Raw genomic sequence first — 22,828 nt, forward strand, 5'->3', positions numbered from 1 at the left:
AACATTCCCATTTGTGTCATTGTGTTTTTTACCATTCAAAATGAACTTTTCACTTGTTCGGCTTGTTCGAGAGCAATGACCTAAGACCAATAGGTTCGATGTTCGAATTTGGATCATCATGCCTCCCCCACTAGTTCAAGAGGCAGGCGATCCCTGAATTAAAAACAACTTCAACACACCCCCCATAGACAAAAACAGAGCAGTTTTTATTTAGCAACAATCACCTGAGCATGTCTTAAAACCCGATCTTTCAGACGATAACCTTTCAATATTTCAGAAACGACTGAATTGGGCGGATGTGCATCATCCTCTACCTGCATAATTGCCTCATGCAACTCAGGATTGAATTGTTGTCCCAATGAACTAATCGGTTCTAAGCCTTGCTTTTTCATCATGGCAATCAATTTCTGGTAGATCAATTCAATCCCTTGCCGAAGCGATTGATAACTTTTTCGTTTCGTTGTTGAGTTCAGCGATCGCTCAAAATCGTCAATGACGGGTAACAATTCACGAGAAAATTGCTCAATAGCGCGGTCGAAAATTTCATTGATCTCTTTATTGTGTCGTTTCTTGAAATTTTCGAACTCCGCTGCCATCCTCAGATATTTATCTTTGTATTCAGCTAACTCTGCTTTTAGTCGCTCAACTTCTTCTGCTAATTGTTTTGTTTTGCTAATCCGGCGTGTTTTTTGGGGTGTTTTTTCAGTCGTAACTGGCGCAGATTCGACCTGGACTCCTACTGGCTCTTTTTCATTGGTATTGCTCGCTTTCATGTGTCACCAATATCCTGATCTCAATAAAGCGTTGGTTTGTGTTCAACAAAAAAGTTACTTATTTCTTTCGCGATGAAATCGACAAGACTGATTACCTTTTCGTATTTCATTCTTGTCGGTCCAAGGATGCCAATCGTCCCGGTAATATCACCAATCCGATAGGCTGCTGTTATTAAGCTGCAATTGTTCAGGAGTTCCTCCTTATTCTCCTGTCCAATAGCAATGGAGATCTTATCCTCATTGGCGGTAGAATCGCTCAGCACGCGAATCAAGATTTTTTGATTTTCGATCAATTCAAGCAGCTTAGTCATGCGCTCCTGATTAGCGAACTCCGGTTGAGAAAAAATATTCTGAGTCCCTTTAACCAGCAGATGCCCATCCTCGGTCATGAAAATCTTGTCCGCAGATGCTGAAAATTGAGAAATCAAATTTTCATCGCCTAAAGTGACATCAGAAAGCCTCGTATTAAAGGTTTCTCGAATCTGCTTTAGTGTCAAACCGCTCAATCGTTCATTCAAAATTCGTGCCGTTTCTTCCAATTTGTTCTGGGAAATATTATATTTTATTTCCATCATGATGGTCTTGACTAACCCATAGCTAATGGCAATGATCACCAGCAGCTTGTTCTCGCTCAGCTTCACTAATTCTAGCTTTTCAAATTTGCCCTGATAGAATCGCGGCGAGAGCACAACTCCCAATTGGTTAGAGATTTGAGACAACACCTCGCATGATTTTTCTAGTATCGCTTCAACATCCTCATTGGCGACATCTTCCAGCCGTTGATCTATAAATTGTTTTTCCGATTTCGTTACTCGCTCGATCATCATCAAATCATTCACATAATAGCGATATCCCAGATCTGTGGGAATTCGACCAGCCGAAGCATGAGGTTGCGTCACCAATCCCTTCTCATCTAAATCCATCATAATGTTTCGAATGGTCGCTGGACTTAGGCGATTTTTATTGGCTCTCGATAAAAATCTCGATCCAATTGGCATTGCACAATTGACAAAATTCTTTACCAGTGATTTTAAAATGAACCCTTCTCGCTGGGTAAGTAACGATTCAGCCATGTGAATAACTTCACCCCCTGCTGAATAAATAATTCTTAGATTTTCACTAACATATCTTTTTTTTGCACCATGAAGATAACAATTTTTAGCTCATTTGTCAAGTAAAATTTCGTTACCATCTAAATCAATAGCGCTGCTGTTGCATGATGCGTTCGATAATTAATATTTCAAAAATTTTCTCAATGCCAGAACGCTGCCCAAAAAACCAAGGCAGATCCCTAATAAAATTATCGCAAAATAGCTGTACTTGTCAATGAAAATAACGCCAGGAATTTCTAATTTCACTGCCTTTATTGACAAATAAAAGAAAATTGCAGCGGTAATCCCCCCGAGCAGGCCTTGAACTATCCCCTCAACAAAAAATGGTCGTCGGATAAATTGTCTCGTAGCGCCGACCAATTTCATGATTTCAATAATTGTCAATCGGGAATAAATGATAAGCTTGATGGTATTGGAGACTAAAAAAATCGCTCCGCCCCCTAACAAGATCCCTATACCTAAAATAATAATCAAAAATATTCGAATGTAACGCTCCAGCAAAACGATTAAATCCTGCCGATAAATAACCTCATCCACTCCATCAAGCTGTTCGAGCTGTTTGGCAATTCTCTCTACACTTGCTCGCGAGCGCGCCGATGGGTGCAATCGGATCTGAAACGAAGCTGGTAATGGGTTATCATCTAAAATGTCAAAAATCTCCTGACCGAATTGTTGCCGGAAAAGCGCAGCAGCAGCAGCTTTCGATACATAATGAACACTATCAATTCCCTGGATGCTGATGATCTTCTGTTTCAATTCATAAATTTGTTCTGGATTGAATGAATTATCAATAAAGACCTCCATCTCCATGCGCGATTGAATTTGCTGAATGATATGATGAATATTTAAAATGATGATACCAAAAATACCGATCAACACCAGGGCAAAAAAGATGGTAGATGTGGCTACAAACGCCGAGAACTTTGCGCGACGTAAACCTTTTAATCCTTCAATAATAGAATAAAACATTTTTGGACGCAATTATAATGTTCTTCCTTTTTCAATTCGAATCACCTTGCGGCGATGCTCCCGTACCAGGCGGTAATCGTGGGTCGCCATCAAAATCGCCGTCCCTCTGGAATTGATCTTCTCAATCAACTGAATGATTTCGTCAGCAGCGGCTGGATCAAGATTGCCTGTAGGTTCATCAGCTAATAAGATGATCGGCTCATTTACCAGCGCCCGGGCGATCGCCACCCGTTGCTGTTCCCCCCCAGATAACTGATAGGGCATTTTATTTCGCTTATGGCTTAAACCGACTTCTGCCAGCACGCGCAACACGCGGCGCTTAATTTCACCCCGGCTTGTGCCGATTACTTGCAGAGCGAACGCCACATTGTCGTAAACGGTTCGATCATTTAATAACTTGAAATCTTGAAAAATGATCCCTAGTTTGCGCCGCAAATACGGAATCTTTTTCTTTTTAATGGTCAGCGAATTAAATCCATTTACAATCACATGGCCCGATTGAGGAAAAATATCCAGATAAATGACTTTCAAAACGCTGCTCTTGCCAGCACCACTGGGGCCTACGAGATAGACGAACTCCCCTGGCTCAATGGTGAGATTGACCAATTCCAGCCCCTCGCCACCAGGATATTTGGCCACTACGTTGGAGAGTTGAATCATTTTTATGGTTCCTTCCTCAATACAAAATGGACTCTCAGTGAATGTTCACTTCCGGGTCGAAACGACAACCCATCGTAAATTTGTAATAGCTTAAAATCGGTTTGCTTGATCAGGGATTGAACTTCTGCGATATGCAATATCCTTTGCCGATGAACTTCAATGAAGGTTTTCTTATGTTCGTCAAGATATATTTCAAACCGATTGGTGTGAATCCTATCGTTCCGATCGTAACTGCTGGCACGTGTGTACCAATATCCCTCACCTCGATTTTTTTCAAAATAGTTTTGGAAAAACCGTTTGGAATTCTGCTCTGTGCAAATATCAAAAATGAATAGGCCCTGGGATTGCAATGACTGATAAACACTTTCTAACATGCTCATCCAATCACCATCCTTTAGCAGGTAATTGACACTATCATAAAGGCTAATAATAACATCGATAGTGGACCGCAAACAAAAATCACACATGCTCGATTGCCAAATAGAGATCGATCGATTGGCAGCAGCCAATTTGTGCTGAGCCACTTTTAGCATCTCAAACGATAAATCGCTTCCATAAAGTTGATATTTCTTTGAGTTCAACTGCATCAGCAGATTGCCAGTACCACAAGATATATCCAAGATGGTCCGAGCATTTGGATTCCATCGTTCAATGATTTTTTCAATATAGCTGCCCCAATTCTTATAATCGACGTATGACATTAATTCATCATAGATATAGGCCAATTTCGAATAGGGGGGAACCACCTCATTATTGTTTTCATCATGCTCGTGCAAAATCTGCTATCTCCACCAAAATTTTCCCTGAAAAATTAAATTGTATTCTCTAACTTTGCCACGAACCCAAATATAAAGCACCCATCACACTCTTGGAAGCTTTGATCAACCAAGTTTCACCAGGTCAGCCAAATAGGCCGAGGAATCGAATTCGATGCCCCTGGATTTTGTAGAATTATTTCATTTTTTAACATGAGAGCGATAAAACATCTAATGAAATTCGTTCTAATGCTTCGCAAGGAAGAACAGTTTATCTGCTAATTTGCAGCAAAAGAAATCAGATCTATTCAACGAGACTTAATTATCCTGTCAGATTAAATTTCGATGAAAATTTCGAAGCTCTCGGTCACCGCTTATTCATCCAAAATACACAGCTCCCAGAATCGTTGACCTTTGACTACCTGTCACCGTGGGTAAATTATTGGGGATCGCAGCAACCGTTTCGTTGGCCAGGATTGCAAAAGAAATCGCTTCCTTGGCGTCCGCTGGAATTCCGAACGCATCGGACCTCAATACTTTGCTCGCATAAAAATACTTTGCTATTGAATTCATCAGCGTGCGATTGTTAACGCCTCCCCCACCGACGATCAATTCATTGACTTGGGAAACTGTAATTCCTGTCAGCATCATCGCACCTGCAATGGAATGCGCTGTCAGCTCTGTGACTGTAGCGATGATCTCTTGAGGAGTCAAATACAATCTCCGAGCGATCGAAAGAATATGATCAATGAATGGTCTGCCGAATTCTTCCCGCCCCGTGGATTTAGGGATCGGTCGATTGAAGTAGGGGTGCTTTATCATATCTGATAACAATTGAACAGAAACCGCCCCCTGTGATGCAATGTGACCATCTTCATCATACGGTAAACCATAAAAATGTGAGACAAGCGCATCGATCACCATATTACCAGGGCCGCTATCAAATGCCATTACCTCCGATGCCGAGCACCCCCGGCGCAACACAGTTAAATTCGCGATACCTCCAATATTCAAAATCACTCTATTGAGCTCATTAGAACGGAATAAAATATAATCGACATATGGCACCAAAGGGGCTCCTTGCCCTCCCAACGCAATGTCGGCTGATCGAAAATTTCCCACCGTCACACAGCCGAGGCGATTGGCAATGACTGCTGGCTCACCGATTTGCAGCGTCGACCGTATCGATTTATTCATCATCGAAACTTCATTGGAGAGATGCTGGATCGTTTGCCCATGGGAGCCGATTAAATCTATCTTGCTGAGATCGAAATGAGCATTTCGACAAATATTAATTGCTGCATCAGCAAAATACTCTCCAACAACAAAATTGAGCTGGCAAAGCTCAGCAGCGTTTGTTTTCCCAGATTCTGCAATTTCCAGCAGGCGTTTTCTGAGCGCATTCGGATAGGGGAACATTTGAAAATGAATCAACTCGACCTCGGTGTCAAGCCCGAAATTCTTGATTCGAGTCAGCGCTGCATCAATGCCATCCATTGAGGTGCCAGACATCAATCCGATGACAAACTTATCTGTCTTTTTCGCCAGTTTAATTATTGGGTGCATTGCTTAAATTAGAAGCCGTTGCTCAATAGAATTTTGCAGATTCTGAATTAAATGTTCAGTAATTTCAGCACCAGATTTTTGAATCGCAAGCAATGCTGCTCCATATTCAGGGGGAAACATCGGGTCGGAAATTTCCACGTTCCAGGAAATCTCATACAATTCTTTCGCAATCTCGTGAATCACCATGTCGCGCTGCTTGAAGATGCTTCCGATGAGCGCCACCCGAATCTCATCGCCTTCAAAATTCAAACGCTGAGCCACGGCCTTGGCCAACAGACCGAGCTCTTTACCAGTGCGACGAATAATTTCCGCTGCCACCGCATCGCCATTCTTGGCTTCCGCAAAGACAATCGGCGCCAAATCCGCGATCGCCACTCGATCAATCCGATTCTGATAAATTTGGGGGATGATTTGATCGATGGAGTTCAATCGAAAATGCGTGGTAAGCTTATCCTTCAAACTGGTTTTTTCGCCCCTGCCATCAAAATCTTTTAGTGCAGCAACAATCGCCTCTCGCCCAATAAAATAACCGCTCCCTTCGTCACCCAATAAATAGCCCCAGCCTCCAGAACGGACAATTTTCCCTTGGCTGTTCTTACCAAAACAGATCGCTCCAGTGCCCGAAATAATAATAATCCCTGGCCCAGTAGCAAAGGCCCCAGCCAGCGCTGCCATCGCATCGCTATCTACGATCACTTTCTTGTTGAATTCAGTATCATGAAAAAGCGCTACAATTTCCTTTCGGTCACTATCCCTCCCAGCACCTGCGAGACCTAAAAAAATATGATCGATCTTATTTGCTGGCAAATTACTCTGCTTTATCAAACTATCAAATCCTTTCAACAACTCTTCTCGCAGCTTTTTTCCGCCCACAACCTGATAGTTAGTGCTTTCGCCTTTCGCGCTGGCAATAATATTTCCTAACGAGTCAATTAAAACAAAATTGGTTTTAGTTCCTCCACCATCTACACCGATAACATAACGGTTCATAATTCCTTCCTTCCTAATGGGTCATTTATTAGAAAATAAAGTTTTTCTATTTTCACTTGGTTAATAATCTTAATCAAAATTGGAATCCGATGTTCCTTCAGAACAGCTCAGTCGATTGGCAGCTCGGGATGATAAGCTCTTTATGCCTTAAGTTTAATTATTGCCAAAAACGGAGGTGCCGCAATCGAACTGTCAACCAGGATGCGATAATAGCTTTCAAGACATCAATTGGAATAAATAAGAATAAAATCGTTTTCAATAATCGATGAAAATTTATCTTAACCTGGGAAAGTTGATCAATATTGAGATACCAACCCATTTTCAAATTAATATAGAAATAAGCTATCCCCATGCTAAAAATAATAATCACCCCTGTGATATCCGCCAACAAATAGCCAACAAATTGCTGTGTCATTGATGGTGGCTTTATGCGCCAGTTGACTGAAAACATTTTCATTATCATTCCAATCCCCAGCGCTGCAAAGGGATAACTTAACAAATACCCAAACGTTGGTTGCAATACGTATCCGAGGCCCCCTCCATAGGCGAAAATTGGGAGTCCCATTAGGCCTAGGGTAATATATAAAATCTGGCTGAGTGAGCCAAACTTGCCTCCCAGTATATTGCCGCTCATCATAACGAACAACGTCTGCAAGGTGACTGGCAAATAAATTAGGGGCAATTTGATATAAGAGCCAATTGCCGTCAGCGCAGCAAAACAGCTCACTAAAATGATTGCACGAAGATTGCTTTTAAGCTGCATAGTTATTGATCTTAAAAAAGCGGGTCAAATATACGAAATATATTATACAAAGTCAATTTCATTTTTTCTCAAAGACCGCATGAACTTTCTGCGTCGGCTCTCGTTAAATTGCCAGCCAGGCAACTCGAATTTCCAAATTGACTCAGTCGAGAATTGATTAGTAAGGCTGTATTAACTTAGATCTATGATTGGACATAAATATCAAGCGGAATCATAGATAGTCTCGAGAAGTCAATCTTTATAGAAATGAACCTTCTGCCCAAAAAATTTTTTTAATAAATCTTCGGTCCATTTTAGAATTTTAGATGAAATTGCAAGTCTTTTATTGGTTGATAATTGTCATCATATTCGTTGGTCACGTTCCATGTTTGGGACATACCACCGAAGTGGATACCATAGCGCTGGAATTTAGCACTGTGGATTCGGGGCCATATTGTTTCTCTCCACACAAGCAGATTAAACGTCCTAAGATTGGTATTGCGCTCAGCGGTGGCGGAGCTCGTGGCTTTGCCCAAATCGGCGTATTAGAGGTGCTCGAAGAAAACCATATCCCCATCGACTGCATCGTTGGTTCGAGTATGGGAAGCATCATTGGCGGCCTTTATGCCGCTGGCTATTCCCCACAGGAAATTTATCACCTTGCCAAGAAAATCGATTGGCTAACGTTGATGGAAGATACGCCGCCACGAACTAATCTATTTATCGGTCAAAAACAAGAACGAGGCCGAGCAATCTTTCAAATCCGATTTAAAGGAACCAAGCCAGCATTTCCTCAAGCCCTTAGCCCCGGCCAAAAGCTCTCGATTGTTCTGACCAATCTTACATTAATGGCCGATTATCCAACCACTTCAGATTTCGATCGATTAAGGGTGCCATTTCGGGCGCTGAGCTGTGATCTGGTCTCTGGTCAGAAAGTTTTACTCCGGCATGGCAATCTCGCTGAAGCAATGCGAGCATCATCTGCGGTCCCATTGCTTTTCATGCCTGTAGTTATGGATTCGATGCTATTGGTCGATGGTGGCCTCATCAATAATATCCCAGTAGATGAGGTTAAAAATTTTCCAGTGGATTTGATCATCGGCGTGGACACGGTTTCCAAATTAAGAGATCGAAACAACCTTAACGCACCTTGGGAAATTGCAGACCAAGTCACCAGCATTATGCAACGGGAAAAAAATGCCCAGCAAAGAGAAAAAGCCAGCATCTTAATCAGAATTGACATGGATGATTTCAAATTCGATAGTTTTCAATTCATAGACGAAATAATAGCCGCGGGCAGATTAGAAACAAAAAAATATGTTGAGCAAATAAAAACTCAAATTGACAGCTTCTCCCCATCGCGCTGGATCGATTCCACAGTATTTCGTTTAGCAGATGTCAGAATTAGCATAGACAACCAATTCTCAAGCAGCTTGGTTAAAATGTTTACCGATTCCTTGGTCAACCAAAGAATAACCTATAAAAAGATATACTCTGTTCTACAACAAATTTATGAAACTGGTTATTTCGATGACGTCAAATGCTACGTTGCCAAAACAGAAGGTTCGATCTTTGTCACCTTTAAAGCACAAACAAAGCCAATTCTCAAAAGAATTATTTTAGAGGGAAACACCGTTTTTTCTGATTCAGTCCTATTGAAAAATTTTTCAAGCGAATTTGGAAAGCCCATTAATTATTATCGTTCCAGGCAAGATATATTGCAGCTTATCAGACATTACAAACAGGCTGGCTATGCACTCATGACGATCAAATCAGCCGAACTTATCGATGGAACACTTCATCTCGCAATTGATGAAGGGAAGCTATCCGCTGTTTCAATCGAAGGCAACGATCGAACCAAAGACTATGTGATCCTAAGAGAATTTCCCCTGAAAGCTGGTGATATTTTTAATATCAGAGATGCCAATGAAGGGCTAAATAACATTCATAGCACTGGATTATTTGAGAATGTCACTTTTGAGGTTTTCCCCCACCAGTCAAATGTCCAATTGATAATTAAGGTCAAAGAAAAGGCATTTACGCTATTCAAGCTAAGCTATCGATACGACTTAGAAAGAAATAGCAAATCCATGCTTGAAATTGCGGATGAGAACTGGCTCGGTACGGGGAATCAAATCAGCTTTCAAACTCAATATGGGGCTAAAGATCAAATATTGAAGTTAAAATTTCGAGATGATAGAGTCTTCAGAACCTACATGACCTATCACCTTGACCTCTTTTTTAATCGCCAAAAGTATTACAGCTACAACAATGGAATTCAGATCGGCGAATATCAACAACAGGAATCTGGAATTTCCTTTTTGATCGGTCAACAAATTAAACGCCTCGGGCTTTTCTCAATAGTTGCTACTTTAAATACTATTGATTTAAAAAAGGTCACTGGTTCAGGCTACCCGCAGGGCAAAACCGAATTTAAAACTATCACCATCCAATCGATCGTCGATTCGCAGGATCAGATGCCGTTTCCTCGCACTGGCAAATTGTATCAATTTTTCTATAAAATGTCATCGGCCCGTTTTTTGGTTAGCCAAGCCTCCTTCATAAAACTATTCACCTCTTATGAAACTTACTATACCTTTTACAAAAGAAATACGATCCACCCACGGCTATTCTGGGGCACATCGGATTTGACCACGCCTTTTGTCGAGCAATTTCGACTTGGAGGATTATCATCTTTCTTTGGCATGAGGGAGAACGAAAAAATCGGGCGACATGTCATCGGTGCAAGCCTCGAATACCGCTATTTTTTCCCATTTCGTCTCCCAATAAACTTCTATTGGAGCATTCGATATGATATTGGATCTGTCTGGAAAAATAAATTGGATCTGGAAAATAAAAAGCTGGATCAAGGCTTGGGAACTGCACTCGAGATTGAAACTCCAGGCGGACCAATCTCTTTGGCCGTGGGAAGGAAAATGGGAGGTAATTACGTGCTGTATTTTTCCGCTGGGTTCAAGTTCTAAAATTCACTAAATTGGTTTCCGGCGAAATTCTGTGTTGCAGTTTGATCCAACCGAGCTTAGTAGAAAGATGAATTTTCATTTTTGACAGAATCAAATCACAAAATTTTCCCATCAGATAGCAAGTCAGAATGACAGGCTTCTATATTTTTTTCAGTAGCCAATAGACCGAATTCAGATAAAGTCTTAACACCAGAACCATGTGCTTTCAGGGATCAACCCGTATGAGAACCATCGCCGTTAAAAAAATTCCCCAAAAGCCGATCATTCTCAAATTGGCATTGGGAAATTTTTTCTGATTGACGTATTTTTGAGCGAGATGCTCATAGCTCCATGAATAAGCAATGCTATCGGCTACGATCTCGCTGCAAATTCCATTTCACCCATTCTGTTTGTTCGTCCTTATCAGTTTTTTTGAATCCCCCGAGCTGCTTCACCTGTCCCTTTTTATCAATCACGATTTTTTGCATGCTCTTGATGATATAAACCCATTCCTCCATAGAAACTTGGTGTGGGCCTGGGATTTGATGCGGTCCTGGGATCTGATAGACTCCGATCTGCTTCGGTACGATATCAGATTTTTCCGGCGCATTGGTAATGCGGACCTCACCGTTGTAGACTTTGAGCTCGGTTGTCGAATCTGGATCAACCCCAAGCCGAAGCACCGTTCCAGTAATCGCAGCCACAGCTACTGGGGCAGCAATTTCGATTTTTGTGTTCGCCTTTTTCTTATTAATATTTGCCCAGATATCTCCCTGTTGAACCGAAATTTGGGTTTCTTTGGTCTTCTGCTTGGTTTCTTCATAGAGCTTAACGATGTCAATGATTGTCTCTGGAGCCATTCGGATGATATCCAGATCAAGCAATTCTAATTCTGCCCTACTTCGCTGAAAGGTTCGCACCCGGTCTCCACCCAGAATCGTCGTATCTTTCGCTGCATTCTGCCATTCTTCCTGCGTAATTTGCTTTTTCTTCACTTGTCCATCCGTATAAGTGACCAACCCTTTTTTCTCTGGGTTAGATGGTGCAACATGGACAGCAACATTACCAAATAGAACGAGCGAAAAAACCATAACACTTGCTATCCATTCTCGTCCTCTTAAGATCTGCTTGAAAGTTCTCATCTTTTCATCCCCTCAGTTTTATCGTCATCTATTGTTTGGGAAATATCGGTTGAATACCAGATCCCCCAATCGAAGGGCTTCCTTCGAATATAATCCAATCGATCGATTTTGAAGTTCGCTGTCAATTAATTTTTTGGCATCTTTCCAATTGTCAATTAAATCTAAATTGCTAATGAATTCATCATAAGCATAGATATCGTTATCAAAAATTCGTTTTTGAATAAGCCTCCGGTCCTTTTCTCCAATCATTATTTTCAATGAAACTAACGGCCCCTGAGGTTGTTTCTCAATATTGCTCCTCTGGATCACCATATCCATCGGATCTTTCCAGTTATTGGTGATTTTGAGAATCTTGCGTTCAGTGGTATTTTGCCTCTCGTTCTGGTCAATTGGAGTCTCTATAATGAAAGTTTGGGAGAATGCTTTATTGTCTTGATCGGCCTTTGAGGATATCTCAGCACTATCATCGGCTTCGGAGAACGGAAGCACCATAAAACGGTCTATATCATCGGTATTTTCCTCACCCCCATGCGAATCTTCGCGAGCAATATACTGGCTCAGCAAAGATTGAATTTCATTAATCGAAATGGATTCGCTCGGAAATGACTCGAAAGCGACCCAATATTTTTCCAAATTACGTTCCTTTAGAAGCAGGCGAACATAAGTCAATTTGATTTGATGATTCTCAATGCCATATATCATCCCCAAAAAATTGACAAAAGCTTTAACGTCACCCATAAAAGCTGGAATGAAATTCTCCTGGTAAACCTGTTTATTGGTTTCGTCCAAAAGTTTCTTAAAGTCCTCTTCGACAATGTGATATTGATCAAATTTTTTTATCTGTTCGATCAGGCGTTTAATGATCATTCTCTGATCATCAAGGCCTTCTAAAATCTGAAGGATTTCAGTTTGTAATCGTTCAGATTTATTTCGAAAAAAAATTCTGATGAGCGATGTTGTCGGTTTGACCAATAGGTTAAATTGAAGGCTTATGGTTTTGTTGATAATCTCCACCAGCTCTTCTCTGGAAAACAATGTTGCTTCCTCGAACGCCCTCATGAGCTGATGTTTGAGCTCAATAATTTTTTCATATTCAAAATCAAACCGTTTTGAGTTATTAAATTGAAATGGTTCTTCAGTAACGATGTATTTCTGAACGCTATTTTGAAGAAAATTTTTTAAAAAAGTTGGCAATCTTTTATCGATAAGCTCCTTATATGAAATAAAATTTTTATTTCCAATTAAGCGTTCACGAACTGCGTCAGCTAAAAGTTTCTTTTCGCTTTCCCCTGCTGTCGTATCCATGTTGTTCCTTCCCAAAAAGCGATTGTATGTAAGAGTTGATTAAGCAGTAGCGTCGTTAGAATAGCTCTGTGTGCTTGAGTTTCAAAATCAGATTCTGGGAAAATCGAAATTGTCAGGATGAGCTTTCTCCTGCCACACAAAACTTTAGGCCTTTAGCCAGGGCTGCAATGATTCGACAATGCTTAATCTTCATCCTTGATAATGCGGGCTACATCGGCAATTTGGTCGTTACCAGTTAACCGGATCAGCCGAATTCCCTGAGTTGCTCGGCCAGAGAGCCGAATTTGCTTGACAGCCTGACGGATGACATTTCCTTTGGCGGTGATAATCATTACATCATCATCATCGACCACTTCTTTTAGAGAGATCATTTTTCCAACGCGCTCGGTGGTGTTTACAGTGACAATTCCTTTTCCACCTCTGCGTGTGATCCGATATTCTTTAATTGGCGTCCGCTTCCCATAACCTTTTTCGGTAATTACCAGCAGCGTCGATTCCTTTCGAACCGTTACCATCCCGACTACGAAATCATCTTTAGCAAGGGTAATTCCTGTCACCCCAGTGGCCTGCCGACCCATGTCTCTTACTTCGGATTCGTGAAAGCGGATCGCCTTGCCGAAATAGGTTCCGAGAACAATTTCTTGATTACCATCGGTAAGTCGCGCATCGATCAGATCGTCCCCCGATCTTATATTAATAGCGTTAATCCCAGCTTTACGCGGATTCCCAAATGCAGATAAAACGGTTTTTTTTACTAATCCCTTTTTGGTCGCCATAACCACATAATGATCATCATCAAAATCTCTCACATTCACTATGGCCGCGATCTTTTCATCTTTTTGGATATCAATGAGATTCACGATTGCTCTACCCTTCGACCCCTTTCCTGCCTGAGGAATTTCATATACCTTTAGCCAATAACACCGGCCTTTATTGGTGAAAATGAGAATATAATGATGCGTGGAAGCGATAAATAAATGCTCAATAAAATCCTCAACTTTTGTCGTCGCTCCTGTCTGCCCAGTTCCCCCGCGGGATTGGCGTCGATAACCCGAAACTGGAAAACGCTTGATAAATCCAGCATGGGATATGGTAATGACCATATCCTCCTCGGCGATCATGTCTTCAATGGTAAACTCTTCCGTTTTTGAAATAATTTCGGTCCGACGAGCGTCTCCATATTTTTCTTTGAGTGCTAATAGTTCCTCCTTGATCACCTGCATGCGAAGCGATCGATTTTCGAGAATGGCTTTTAATTGGCTGATAAGTTTGAGTGTCTCTTTTAGCTCATCCTCAATTTTTTTGCGCTCTAATCCAGTTAATCTTTGCAATCGCATATCTAAAATTGCCTGAGCTTGAACCTCTGAAAATTTGAAAGTTTTCATCAACCCCTGCTTGGCTTGCTCAGGGCTTTTCGATCGTTTGATTAATGCGATAATTTCATCAATATGATCGAGCGCCTTTTTCAGACCTTCTAAAATATGAGCTTTCTTTTCAGCTTTATCCAAATCAAATTTGGTCCGTCGGACAACCACATCGTGCCTGAAATTGATGAAATGCTGAAGCATTTGTTTTAGATTCAGCACCTGAGGTACGCCATCGACCAATGCCAGCATAATCACGCCGAACGTGACTTGCATTTGCGTATGACGATAAAGCTGATTGAGAATCACAGACTCTTGAGCATCTCGCTTTAGCTCAATCACGATTCGCAGGCCATCTTTATCAGATTCATCGCGAACCTCCGAAATTCCTTCGATCTTCTTTTCATTGACCAACTCTGCTATTTTTTCAATGAGATTCGCCTTATTCACCATATAAGGGATTTCAGTAACGATGATATTGCTCCTTCCCCCCCTCACCGTTTCGACATTTGCACGCGCTCGAACAATGATCCGTCCCCTCCCCGAGCGATAAGCCTCATCGATTCCCTCTTCACCGTAAATTATCGCTCCAGTCGGAAAATCTGGCCCTTTGATGATCTTCATCAAGTCTTTGATGTTTGCATCAGGCTTATCAATCAGCATCACCAATGCATCGATAACCTCATTGAGATTGTGCGGAGGGATATTGGTGGCCATGCCCACAGCGATCCCAGATGATCCATTGATCAGCAAATTCGGCAAAACCGATGGCAATACCGTTGGTTCTTTCAAAGATTCATCAAAATTCGGGACAAAATCCACCGTGTCTTTATCGATATCTTGAAGCAATTCCTCCGCAATCGGGGTCATTCTTGCTTCAGTATACCGCATGGCGGCTGGCGCATCACCATCCAACGATCCAAAATTTCCCTGACCATCAATGAGCGGATAGCGAAGCGAAAAATCTTGAACCATTCGAACCATTGTGTCATATACCGCAGCATCGCCATGGGGATGATATTTCCCCAGTACTTCGCCAACAATTCTGGCAGATTTCTTGTATGCAGCATTCGACCGCAATCCAAGTTCATGCATACCATATAATACGCGTCGATGAACTGGCTTCAAACCATCTCGCACATCTGGCAAAGCTCGAGCAACAATTACCGACATCGAATAATCGATGTAGGAATCCTTCATTTCCTCTTCGATGTAAATCGGAATAACCCGTTCTCTTTTAATCTCCATAATCAATGATCTCTTGTTTTAATGGCCGGAATTTTAATACGCTGATAAATGAATCACTAAAAAGTTCAGTTAATCTTAACTTGCTAAATTAACTGGCCAAAATCTTCAATTTTAAATATCGAGATTTCGAACATACTTCGCATTTTCTTCGATGAATTTCCTGCGCGGCTCTACTTTGTCTCCCATAAGAGTCGAGAAAATCAGATCAGCCTGGAAAGCCTCTTCAATGGTTACCTTCAATACCGTTCTATTTTCAGGATCCATTGTGGTTTTCCAGAGCTGTTCTGGGTTCATTTCTCCTAGGCCTTTATATCGTTGAATGCTGATCCCATTTCGACCCAATCGCTCCAAAAGGCCCTCCAATTCTTCATCATCGTACGCATAAAATTCCTGTTTTCCTTTTGTTAATCGATAAAGAGGAGGTTGGGCAATATAGATATGCTCCTTTTCGATGAGCTCACGCATATATCGGAAAAAGAAAGTGAGCAATAAGGTTCGAATATGAGCGCCATCAACATCAGCATCAGTCATGATGATTATTTTGCCATAGCGAAGCCGAGAAATGTCGAAATCATCAGCTCCGATACCCGTCCCCAAAGCCGTAACTATTGTACGAATTTCTTCATTAGAAAGAATTTTATCCAGTCTGGCTTTTTCAACATTTAGGATTTTACCTTTCAACGGCAATATTGCCTGAAATCTTCGGTCTCGTCCTTGCTTAGCAGAACCACCTGCAGAATCCCCCTCAACAAGATAAAGCTCACAATGTTCCGGGTCCTTGATCGAGCAGTCTGCCAGCTTTCCAGGTAGTCCTCCGCCATTAAGTGCTGTTTTGCGTCTTGCAATTTCTCTCGCCTTACGTGCTGCCTCTCGAGAACTGGCGGCTGAAATCACCTTTTCAATAATTATTTTCGCAATAGAGGGATTCTCTTCCAAAAAGAGATTCAACCCATCACTCACAACACTCTCGACAATCCCCTTAACCTCACTGTTGCCTAACTTGGTCTTTGTCTGTCCTTCAAATTGCGGCTCTACATGTTTAATGCTGATAACTGCCGTCAAACCCTCGCGAACATCTTCTCCTGTGAAAGTGAAATCCACATTTTTAAGCAAGTTGTTTTTCGTTGCATAATTATTTAATGTCCTGGTTAAAGCAGTCTTAAAACCAATTAGATGAGACCCTCCTTCGATTGTATGAATATTATTCACGTACGAAAAAATATTTTCATTATAACCGCTGTTATATTGAAAAGCTACTTCAACTGGAACGCCATCTTTCTCGCTTGAAATATAAATGGGTTTAGGTTGAATGGGATCTCTATTTTGATCCAAATACTGGATAAACGCTACAATTCCCCCAGAATATTTAAAACTATCTTTTCTACCAGACCTTTTATCTTCGATCTTTATTAGCAGATCTTTATTCAAAAATGCTAGTTCGCGAAGTCGTTCGCATAATATTTCATAATTAAAGTTGATTTTTTTGAATATCTCAACATCAGGGAGAAAATGTGTTTTAGTACCGGTTCTATCTATCTTTCCTTTTTGAATTACCTCAGTCGTTGGAACTCCTCGAGAGTATCGCTGATAATAAATATTCCCATCGCGATAGACCTCAACCTCGCACCACTCAGATAGGGCATTCACCACAGAAACTCCCACGCCATGCAAACCGCCAGAAACCTTATAGGACTTCTTATCAAATTTCCCGCCAGCATGAAGCATGGTCATCACTACTTCCAAAGCGGATTTCTTCTGCGTGGGATGGATATCGACGGGAATGCCACGGCCATTATCAATGACCGTTACGGAATTGTCTTTCTCAATAATAACCTCAATTTCAGTGCAAAACCCCGCTAAAGCTTCATCGATACTATTATCGACCACTTCATAAACCAAATGATGAAGCCCCCGGATTGATACATCCCCAATATACATCGCAGGTCTTCGCCTGACTGCCTCAAGTCCCTTGAGGACAGTAATTTGACTGGCATCATATTTTGCTGGATTTTCGACCATATTATCTTGCTGTCCGTTCATCTACACACCTTCCAATTTGCTCATCATCACTTCTATTGAAAATTGAGGCTTGGAAATGAATATAAAGCTCATGTTTTGTTACTGGATTATTTAATAAAAAATATAATTAGAAAAATTTCAAATCATCGATAATACATTTTCCAATTTTTTTATTCAATTTTTCTATTATCTCTTTTTTGAAAAACAACAGCTCGTTCCTCCAGCTATCGTTTTTCACATTGACAAATAATGTTCTTCCTACTATCTTTTCAGCTCTGCTAATGTTTGCAATTTTTTTTCCAACTACTTCAGGCCACATTGCGAGGGCTTGATTTTTTAAAATTTCGTTTTCAATACCAAGATCTTTTATTAATTGAGTTAAAGCCTGAGCAATCGTTTTCATAATCATTAATAAAGCAATGATGTTAATTGCTGATAAGTTTCACATTTCCATCAGCAATTATAAATACACGATCATTGTCGCAGATTTTACTACTTTCTGGCAATAAAGTTGCAGTGATAAAAACTTGTTTAACTCTTGAAAGAATATCTAAGATCTTCGCTCTTCTAATTTCATCAATCTCAGAATAAAGATCATCAAGCAACATGATTGGCGTTTCACTCAACTGCTCTTTCAGAATTTCAAATTGGGCTAATGCCAATGATATTGCAACCGTTTTATGCTGCCCTCGAGAGCCATATTTTCTGATCTCTTTTCCATTAATTTTTATTTCAAAATTATCCAGATGAGGACCAACTATGCTAACACCTCTGCTAATTTCGTGATTCCTTACCTCCATCAATTTTTGTTTAAAAATGGATTCTATTTCTTTTTTGGGCGCTATCAAAAAATTTGGACAATATTCAAATGTCAATTCCTCCTCTGGTCCAGACAGTTCCGAATAAATTTGATTCAGCCTATTAGAAAATTGTGAACAAAAATGATAACGATACGCTATAATTCGACTTCCAGTCTCGATCAAATTTTGATTCCAAGGCTCAATTATTGAGGGTCTAAACTCCTTCGATATTTTACAATCGAGAAGCAACTTATTTCTCTGTTGAAGAATTCGATTATAATTCAATAAATTGAAAAGATAATTTTTATTTAACTGACATAACAATATGTCGATAAATTTTCGACGGTAGATCGGAGGGCCAGAAGTGATGGCATTTTCATCGGGAGATGACAACACAACTGGAAAATTTCCGATTAAATCTGAAGCTTTGCTTTTTGCCTTGTGATTAATTATTATTTCTTTTCCTCGTTGCAAGGAATAATATATGCCTACTTCGTTGCTATTTCCACCATCGGATTCAAACCTCCCTTTTAAAATATAATGATCCTGGGTAAATCTAATTTCCTCCTTATCAAAATTAGTCCGAAAACTTTTTGATAGACATAATTTATAAATGGCCTCTAAGATATTGGTTTTGCCTTGAGCATTTCTACCAATCAGAAAATTTTTATGGCTTCCAAAAACAATATCAATATGCTCATAATTCCTAAAATTTGTTAGTTCCAGGTGTTGTAAAATCATCCCGATAATTTTTAGTCTGTTAATCTGATCGGCATTATCAACATCATTAGCTCTTCGTTTGGCTTCTGCGCAATTGGTGTCACGATGGCAGCACTTACAGAATCTTTCAGCAGAAAAACAACCTCATCGGTATCAATATTTTTAATGAGATCTAAAATATACAAGCCATTATATCCAATCTCCATGGGTGCTGAGTCGTATTTGACCTCTAATTCCTCATTTCCCTCCCCACCATATTCGATATCCTCAGAACTAATTTTCAGCAAATTTGGCTCAATGGTAAATTTTATTTGATGAGTATAAGAGTTGGAAAAGATTGCCACTCGTCGCACCGCGGCTGCCAATTGATCTCTGTTGATAATCAATTTCTTATCATTATCAATAGGAATAACATTCTCATATTTTGGATATTGTCCTTCAATTATCTTTGAATAGACAAATGTCTCATCTAATTTAAAAATCAAATGATTTTCTCCAAATGAAATATTGATATTTCTGGGTGCGTCAAGAGCTTCGATATTTCTTAAAATTAAAGACAAAGCCTTTGTTGGAACTATTACATTTTTTTGGAAGTCTGGGGATTTAAACATGTTATTGTGAATTTTGACCAGTCGATGGCCATCGGTAGCCACACATCGAAATCCCTCTTTCATTAGTTGAAAATACACGCCCATCAATGTTGCTCGCAATTCATCGGTCGAGACTGCAAATATCGTTCTTGTGATCATTCTTGCCAACAAATTTGCATCAATATCAAACTGTCCCTCACTTTCTTCTAATACAATACTAGGAAATTCATCTTTCGGCTGGCTGGCAAGTCTGTATAAACCATTTTGAGTTCGGATTGAGAGTTTATTCTGTTCCTCAGACTGTATCTCAATCGGGATTTCAGGAAGTTCCCGAAGGATTTCATTAAGAGACTTTGCTGGAACCGTCGTAGATCCGTCAGCTGTTCCATTTACATTGATTGCAGTGGAAATACAAATTTCAAGGTCCGTTCCAGTTATTTGGAGCTTGTTTTCTTGCAATTCTAAAAGCACATTTTCGAGAATTGGGATCGTAGTTTTGCTTGGGATAACTCCTACAACCTTTTGAAGTGCTTTTTGTAAAATGCTTTTCGATACCGTAAATTTCATTTTTAGCTCCTTAATAAAATAGATAGATATTGGCATTATTTTGATCGGGGACAAATATAGAAAATTAAAATATAATTATCAATATTTTTTTTCTATTACCTTTTTAATAAACTAAAATATGATTATGATATAGTAACATTAATAGTGATGTGGATAAGTCAAAAAACAATAGCTTTAACTGATCGTATTTTAGAAATATTTAAAATTTAATAGTCTCTATTGAGATGTTAATAATTCTTGGTTTGAAGTGGATAGTATGTTAATAAAGTAAGGTTCTTCAGTTCATATAAAGTAAAAATGGTCTCAAAAATTGTTGAAGATATTAATATCCACATTTCAAAAACAAAAAAAAATCCAATATGGGGGTATTTTGTTAATAATTTTTCTATCATCTAATTAATTGATTAATCAATTAATTAAAACTTATTAAATTGTTCAGAAAATAAATAGAATGTGGATAACGACCTGCGTCATAAGCAAATATAGTTTATAGACTTGCCAATTCAATTTTACGTTGTAATGCAGCAATATCTTCTTTGATTGAGGAATCACTTTTTTTAAGTTCATCAATTGTTTGGATTGCATGAATTACGGTTGAGTGGTCCCTTCCGCCAAAATGAAGCCCAATGGTTTTTAAAGAATGATTTGTCATTGTTTTTGCTAAATACATAGAAATTTGGCGTGCTAAGGCAATTTCCTTTTTCCTATTTTTCGCACGAATCATATCTTCAGGGATTTTGTAATGATCACAAACTATGCGCTGAATTTCTTCAATGCTCAAATTTCTTTTACTTCCTAAACTAAGATCTTTTAAAACAGCTTTCGCAAGATCAATAGTAACATCTTCTCCTTGCAAAGACGACTTGGCCATGAGTCGAATAAGTGACCCTTCCAATTCTCGTATATTTGATGTTATATTCGTTGCAAAAATTTCTATGATTTCCTGAGGTAATTTTAGGTCATTCTCTTCTGCCTTTTTTTGAAGGATGGCAATGCGAGTTTCAAGATCGGGGGGCTGAATATCCACTACCAATCCCCATTGAAATCTCGATATTAAGCGCTCTTCAATTCCTTTTAATTCTTTGGGCGGTCGATCTGAAGTAAGAACGATTTGCTTCTGGTTTTGGTGAAGGGTATTGAATGTATGGAAAAATTCCTCTTGGGTCCGTTCCTTGTTGGTGAAGAATTGAATATCATCAACAAGAAGAACATCGACATTACGATAATTCATGCTGAATTCTTGAGCTCGATTATGCTTAATCGCATCAATAAATTCAACAGTAAATTTTTCGCTTGATATATAAAATATTTTATGAGTTGTCCCATTGTTTTTTAAAATTGCATTTCCTACAGCTTGTATTAAATGAGTCTTCCCTAATCCCACCCCTCCATATATTACTAAAGGATTGAATGTAGTTTTGCCTGGCGACTTCGAAACAGCTAAAGCGGCAGCACGAGCAAACTGATTATTTGGACCTTCTACAAAATTTTCAAATGTATATCTGGCATTTAATTGCGTTGCATAATATTTATTATTTAAATAAAATTCATCGGACTTTGGTGGTGTATGAGGTATTAATTCATTGGCCTGTGCTCTTAAGACTTCATCCCTGTTGTTCATAACAACTGAGTAGAGAACCTCAGCATCTTCACCCAAAAGTTGTTGGAGTGAACGACGAATCAATTCACTGTAATGTCTTTCGATAAACTCATAAAAAAATTGACTAGGAATTTGCACGGTTAATTGGTTGTTTAAAAAACTGATTGGCTTTATAGGTTCAAACCAGGTAATAAACGTTTGTTGGCTAATACTCTCTCTAATAATTGATAACGTTTTTGACCAGATGTCAACGCATTTAGGTGTCATTTTAAGATACCCCTTTTGATTGGTTATTTGAGATATCAACAAAATATCCACACCAGTTAATTAATGATTAATATTTTATTAATGAATTTTTCTCCTTTTTAAAGAGCTTTGCTTTGAAAAAAAAGTATATTTAAATTGACCTTTTGAAATTTTAATTATATGTAAAATAGTCATTAAACGTTTATTAAATACCGATATTTTCATTTATGTTTAAGGCTTTGATATCAAATCCTTATTGTATCAAAATTTTTGAGCAGAGAATGAAAAAGTTATCCACAATCTATTCAATGGCTCATGTAAAATTTTGTTATTAAAATCTACAAAAAATTTTTGGGATTTCAAACAAAAAAATAAATTGATTGATTTGGATAGAGTATGATCGATTTGTATAGGAGATTTCGATCTAATGCGATTTATTCAGCATAAAAAATCCTTGACTTTTATTAAAATTATTAATATTTTTACAGGCTTTAATTGAACATTTTAAAAATAAATTGATAATAAAAGTATAGTGAGGAGAAGAAAATGAAGCGGACATTTCAACCCAGCCTGCGGAAACGGGTAAATAAACATGGCTTTAGATCTAGGATGAAAACAAAAAACGGAAGATTAGTTTTGAAGCGTCGACGAGCAAAGGGACGAAAGAAGCTCACCGTAAGCGATGAATAATAAATCA

General features: G+C 39.3%; 18 protein-coding genes. 2 read left to right on the forward strand and 16 right to left on the reverse strand.

All coding sequences use genetic code 11. The features are described 5' to 3' along the window. Positions 1–206: 206 nt before the first annotated feature. The 8 genes from grpE to ONB37_06530 all read right to left on the reverse strand — a co-directional run bounded on the left by grpE (position 207) and on the right by ONB37_06530 (position 7,588). Positions 207–773 (reverse strand): nucleotide exchange factor GrpE, encoded by a 567-nt coding sequence (gene grpE, locus ONB37_06495; protein ID MDZ7399791.1) that lies wholly within the window; start codon positions 771–773, stop codon positions 207–209. Between the two features lie 20 nt (positions 774–793). Further along, on the reverse strand, positions 794–1,846 hold the full coding sequence (gene hrcA, locus ONB37_06500) for a heat-inducible transcriptional repressor HrcA (protein ID MDZ7399792.1): 1,053 nt from the start codon (positions 1,844–1,846) through the stop codon (positions 794–796). Between the two features lie 159 nt (positions 1,847–2,005). After that, a complete protein-coding gene (locus ONB37_06505) occupies positions 2,006–2,866 on the reverse strand; it encodes an ABC transporter permease (GenBank protein ID MDZ7399793.1) in 861 nt (286 codons plus the stop codon). After that, positions 2,867–3,520: a cell division ATP-binding protein FtsE gene (gene ftsE, locus ONB37_06510; protein ID MDZ7399794.1), complete on the reverse strand. Its 654-nt coding sequence runs from the start codon at positions 3,518–3,520 to the stop codon at positions 2,867–2,869. Further along, positions 3,517–4,290: a class I SAM-dependent methyltransferase gene (locus ONB37_06515; protein MDZ7399795.1), complete on the reverse strand. Its 774-nt coding sequence runs from the start codon at positions 4,288–4,290 to the stop codon at positions 3,517–3,519. The genes ftsE and ONB37_06515 overlap by 4 nt, the downstream gene beginning before the upstream one ends. 357 nt (positions 4,291–4,647) lie before the next feature. Further along, positions 4,648–5,835 (reverse strand): anhydro-N-acetylmuramic acid kinase, encoded by a 1,188-nt coding sequence (locus ONB37_06520; protein ID MDZ7399796.1) that lies wholly within the window; start codon positions 5,833–5,835, stop codon positions 4,648–4,650. Positions 5,836–5,838: 3 nt separating this feature from the next. Next, positions 5,839–6,825: a hypothetical protein gene (locus ONB37_06525; GenBank protein ID MDZ7399797.1), complete on the reverse strand. Its 987-nt coding sequence runs from the start codon at positions 6,823–6,825 to the stop codon at positions 5,839–5,841. A 157-nt stretch (positions 6,826–6,982) separates the two neighbouring features. After that, complete coding sequence (locus ONB37_06530) at positions 6,983–7,588, reverse strand: biotin transporter BioY (protein ID MDZ7399798.1); 606 nt, start codon at positions 7,586–7,588, stop codon at positions 6,983–6,985. Positions 7,589–7,893: 305 nt separating this feature from the next. Here ONB37_06530 and ONB37_06535 point away from each other — a divergent pair, with 305 nt between their 5' ends. After that, positions 7,894–10,551, forward strand: coding sequence for a patatin-like phospholipase family protein (locus tag ONB37_06535; GenBank protein MDZ7399799.1), 2,658 nt, complete (start codon positions 7,894–7,896; stop codon positions 10,549–10,551). A gap of 344 nt (positions 10,552–10,895) precedes the next feature. Here ONB37_06535 and ONB37_06540 read toward each other — a convergent pair whose 3' ends face one another. The 8 genes from ONB37_06540 to dnaA form a co-directional block, all read right to left on the reverse strand. Further along, on the reverse strand, positions 10,896–11,672 hold the full coding sequence (locus ONB37_06540; protein MDZ7399800.1) for a FecR domain-containing protein: 777 nt from the start codon (positions 11,670–11,672) through the stop codon (positions 10,896–10,898). 24 nt (positions 11,673–11,696) lie between these two features. Continuing rightward, a complete protein-coding gene (locus ONB37_06545; GenBank protein MDZ7399801.1) occupies positions 11,697–12,977 on the reverse strand; it encodes a hypothetical protein in 1,281 nt (426 codons plus the stop codon). A 182-nt stretch (positions 12,978–13,159) separates the two neighbouring features. Then, a complete protein-coding gene (gene gyrA / locus ONB37_06550; protein ID MDZ7399802.1) occupies positions 13,160–15,589 on the reverse strand; it encodes a DNA gyrase subunit A in 2,430 nt (809 codons plus the stop codon). A gap of 111 nt (positions 15,590–15,700) precedes the next feature. Next, entirely contained in the window at positions 15,701–17,608 is a 1,908-nt protein-coding gene (gyrB, locus tag ONB37_06555; GenBank protein MDZ7399803.1) for a DNA topoisomerase (ATP-hydrolyzing) subunit B, read from the reverse strand. Positions 17,609–17,735: 127 nt separating this feature from the next. Then, a complete protein-coding gene (locus ONB37_06560) occupies positions 17,736–18,011 on the reverse strand; it encodes a DUF721 domain-containing protein (GenBank protein MDZ7399804.1) in 276 nt (91 codons plus the stop codon). A gap of 22 nt (positions 18,012–18,033) precedes the next feature. Continuing rightward, the gene (gene recF, locus ONB37_06565; GenBank protein MDZ7399805.1) at positions 18,034–19,149 is read right to left on the reverse strand and encodes a DNA replication/repair protein RecF; all 1,116 of its coding nucleotides are present in this window, start codon (positions 19,147–19,149) and stop codon (positions 18,034–18,036) included. A gap of 11 nt (positions 19,150–19,160) precedes the next feature. Beyond that, positions 19,161–20,285: a DNA polymerase III subunit beta gene (dnaN, locus tag ONB37_06570; protein MDZ7399806.1), complete on the reverse strand. Its 1,125-nt coding sequence runs from the start codon at positions 20,283–20,285 to the stop codon at positions 19,161–19,163. 487 nt (positions 20,286–20,772) lie between these two features. Then, positions 20,773–22,152, reverse strand: a complete 1,380-nt coding sequence (gene dnaA, locus ONB37_06575) for a chromosomal replication initiator protein DnaA (GenBank protein ID MDZ7399807.1) — start codon at positions 22,150–22,152, stop codon at positions 20,773–20,775. A 525-nt stretch (positions 22,153–22,677) separates the two neighbouring features. Between dnaA and rpmH the strand changes: the two genes are divergently transcribed. Continuing rightward, positions 22,678–22,821, forward strand: a complete 144-nt coding sequence (gene rpmH, locus ONB37_06580; protein ID MDZ7399808.1) for a 50S ribosomal protein L34 — start codon at positions 22,678–22,680, stop codon at positions 22,819–22,821. The last annotated feature ends 7 nt before the right edge of the window (positions 22,822–22,828 follow it).

The sequence above is a fragment of the candidate division KSB1 bacterium genome, assembly GCA_034506395.1.
Lineage (GTDB): Bacteria > Zhuqueibacterota > Zhuqueibacteria > Thermofontimicrobiales > Thermofontimicrobiaceae > Thermofontimicrobium.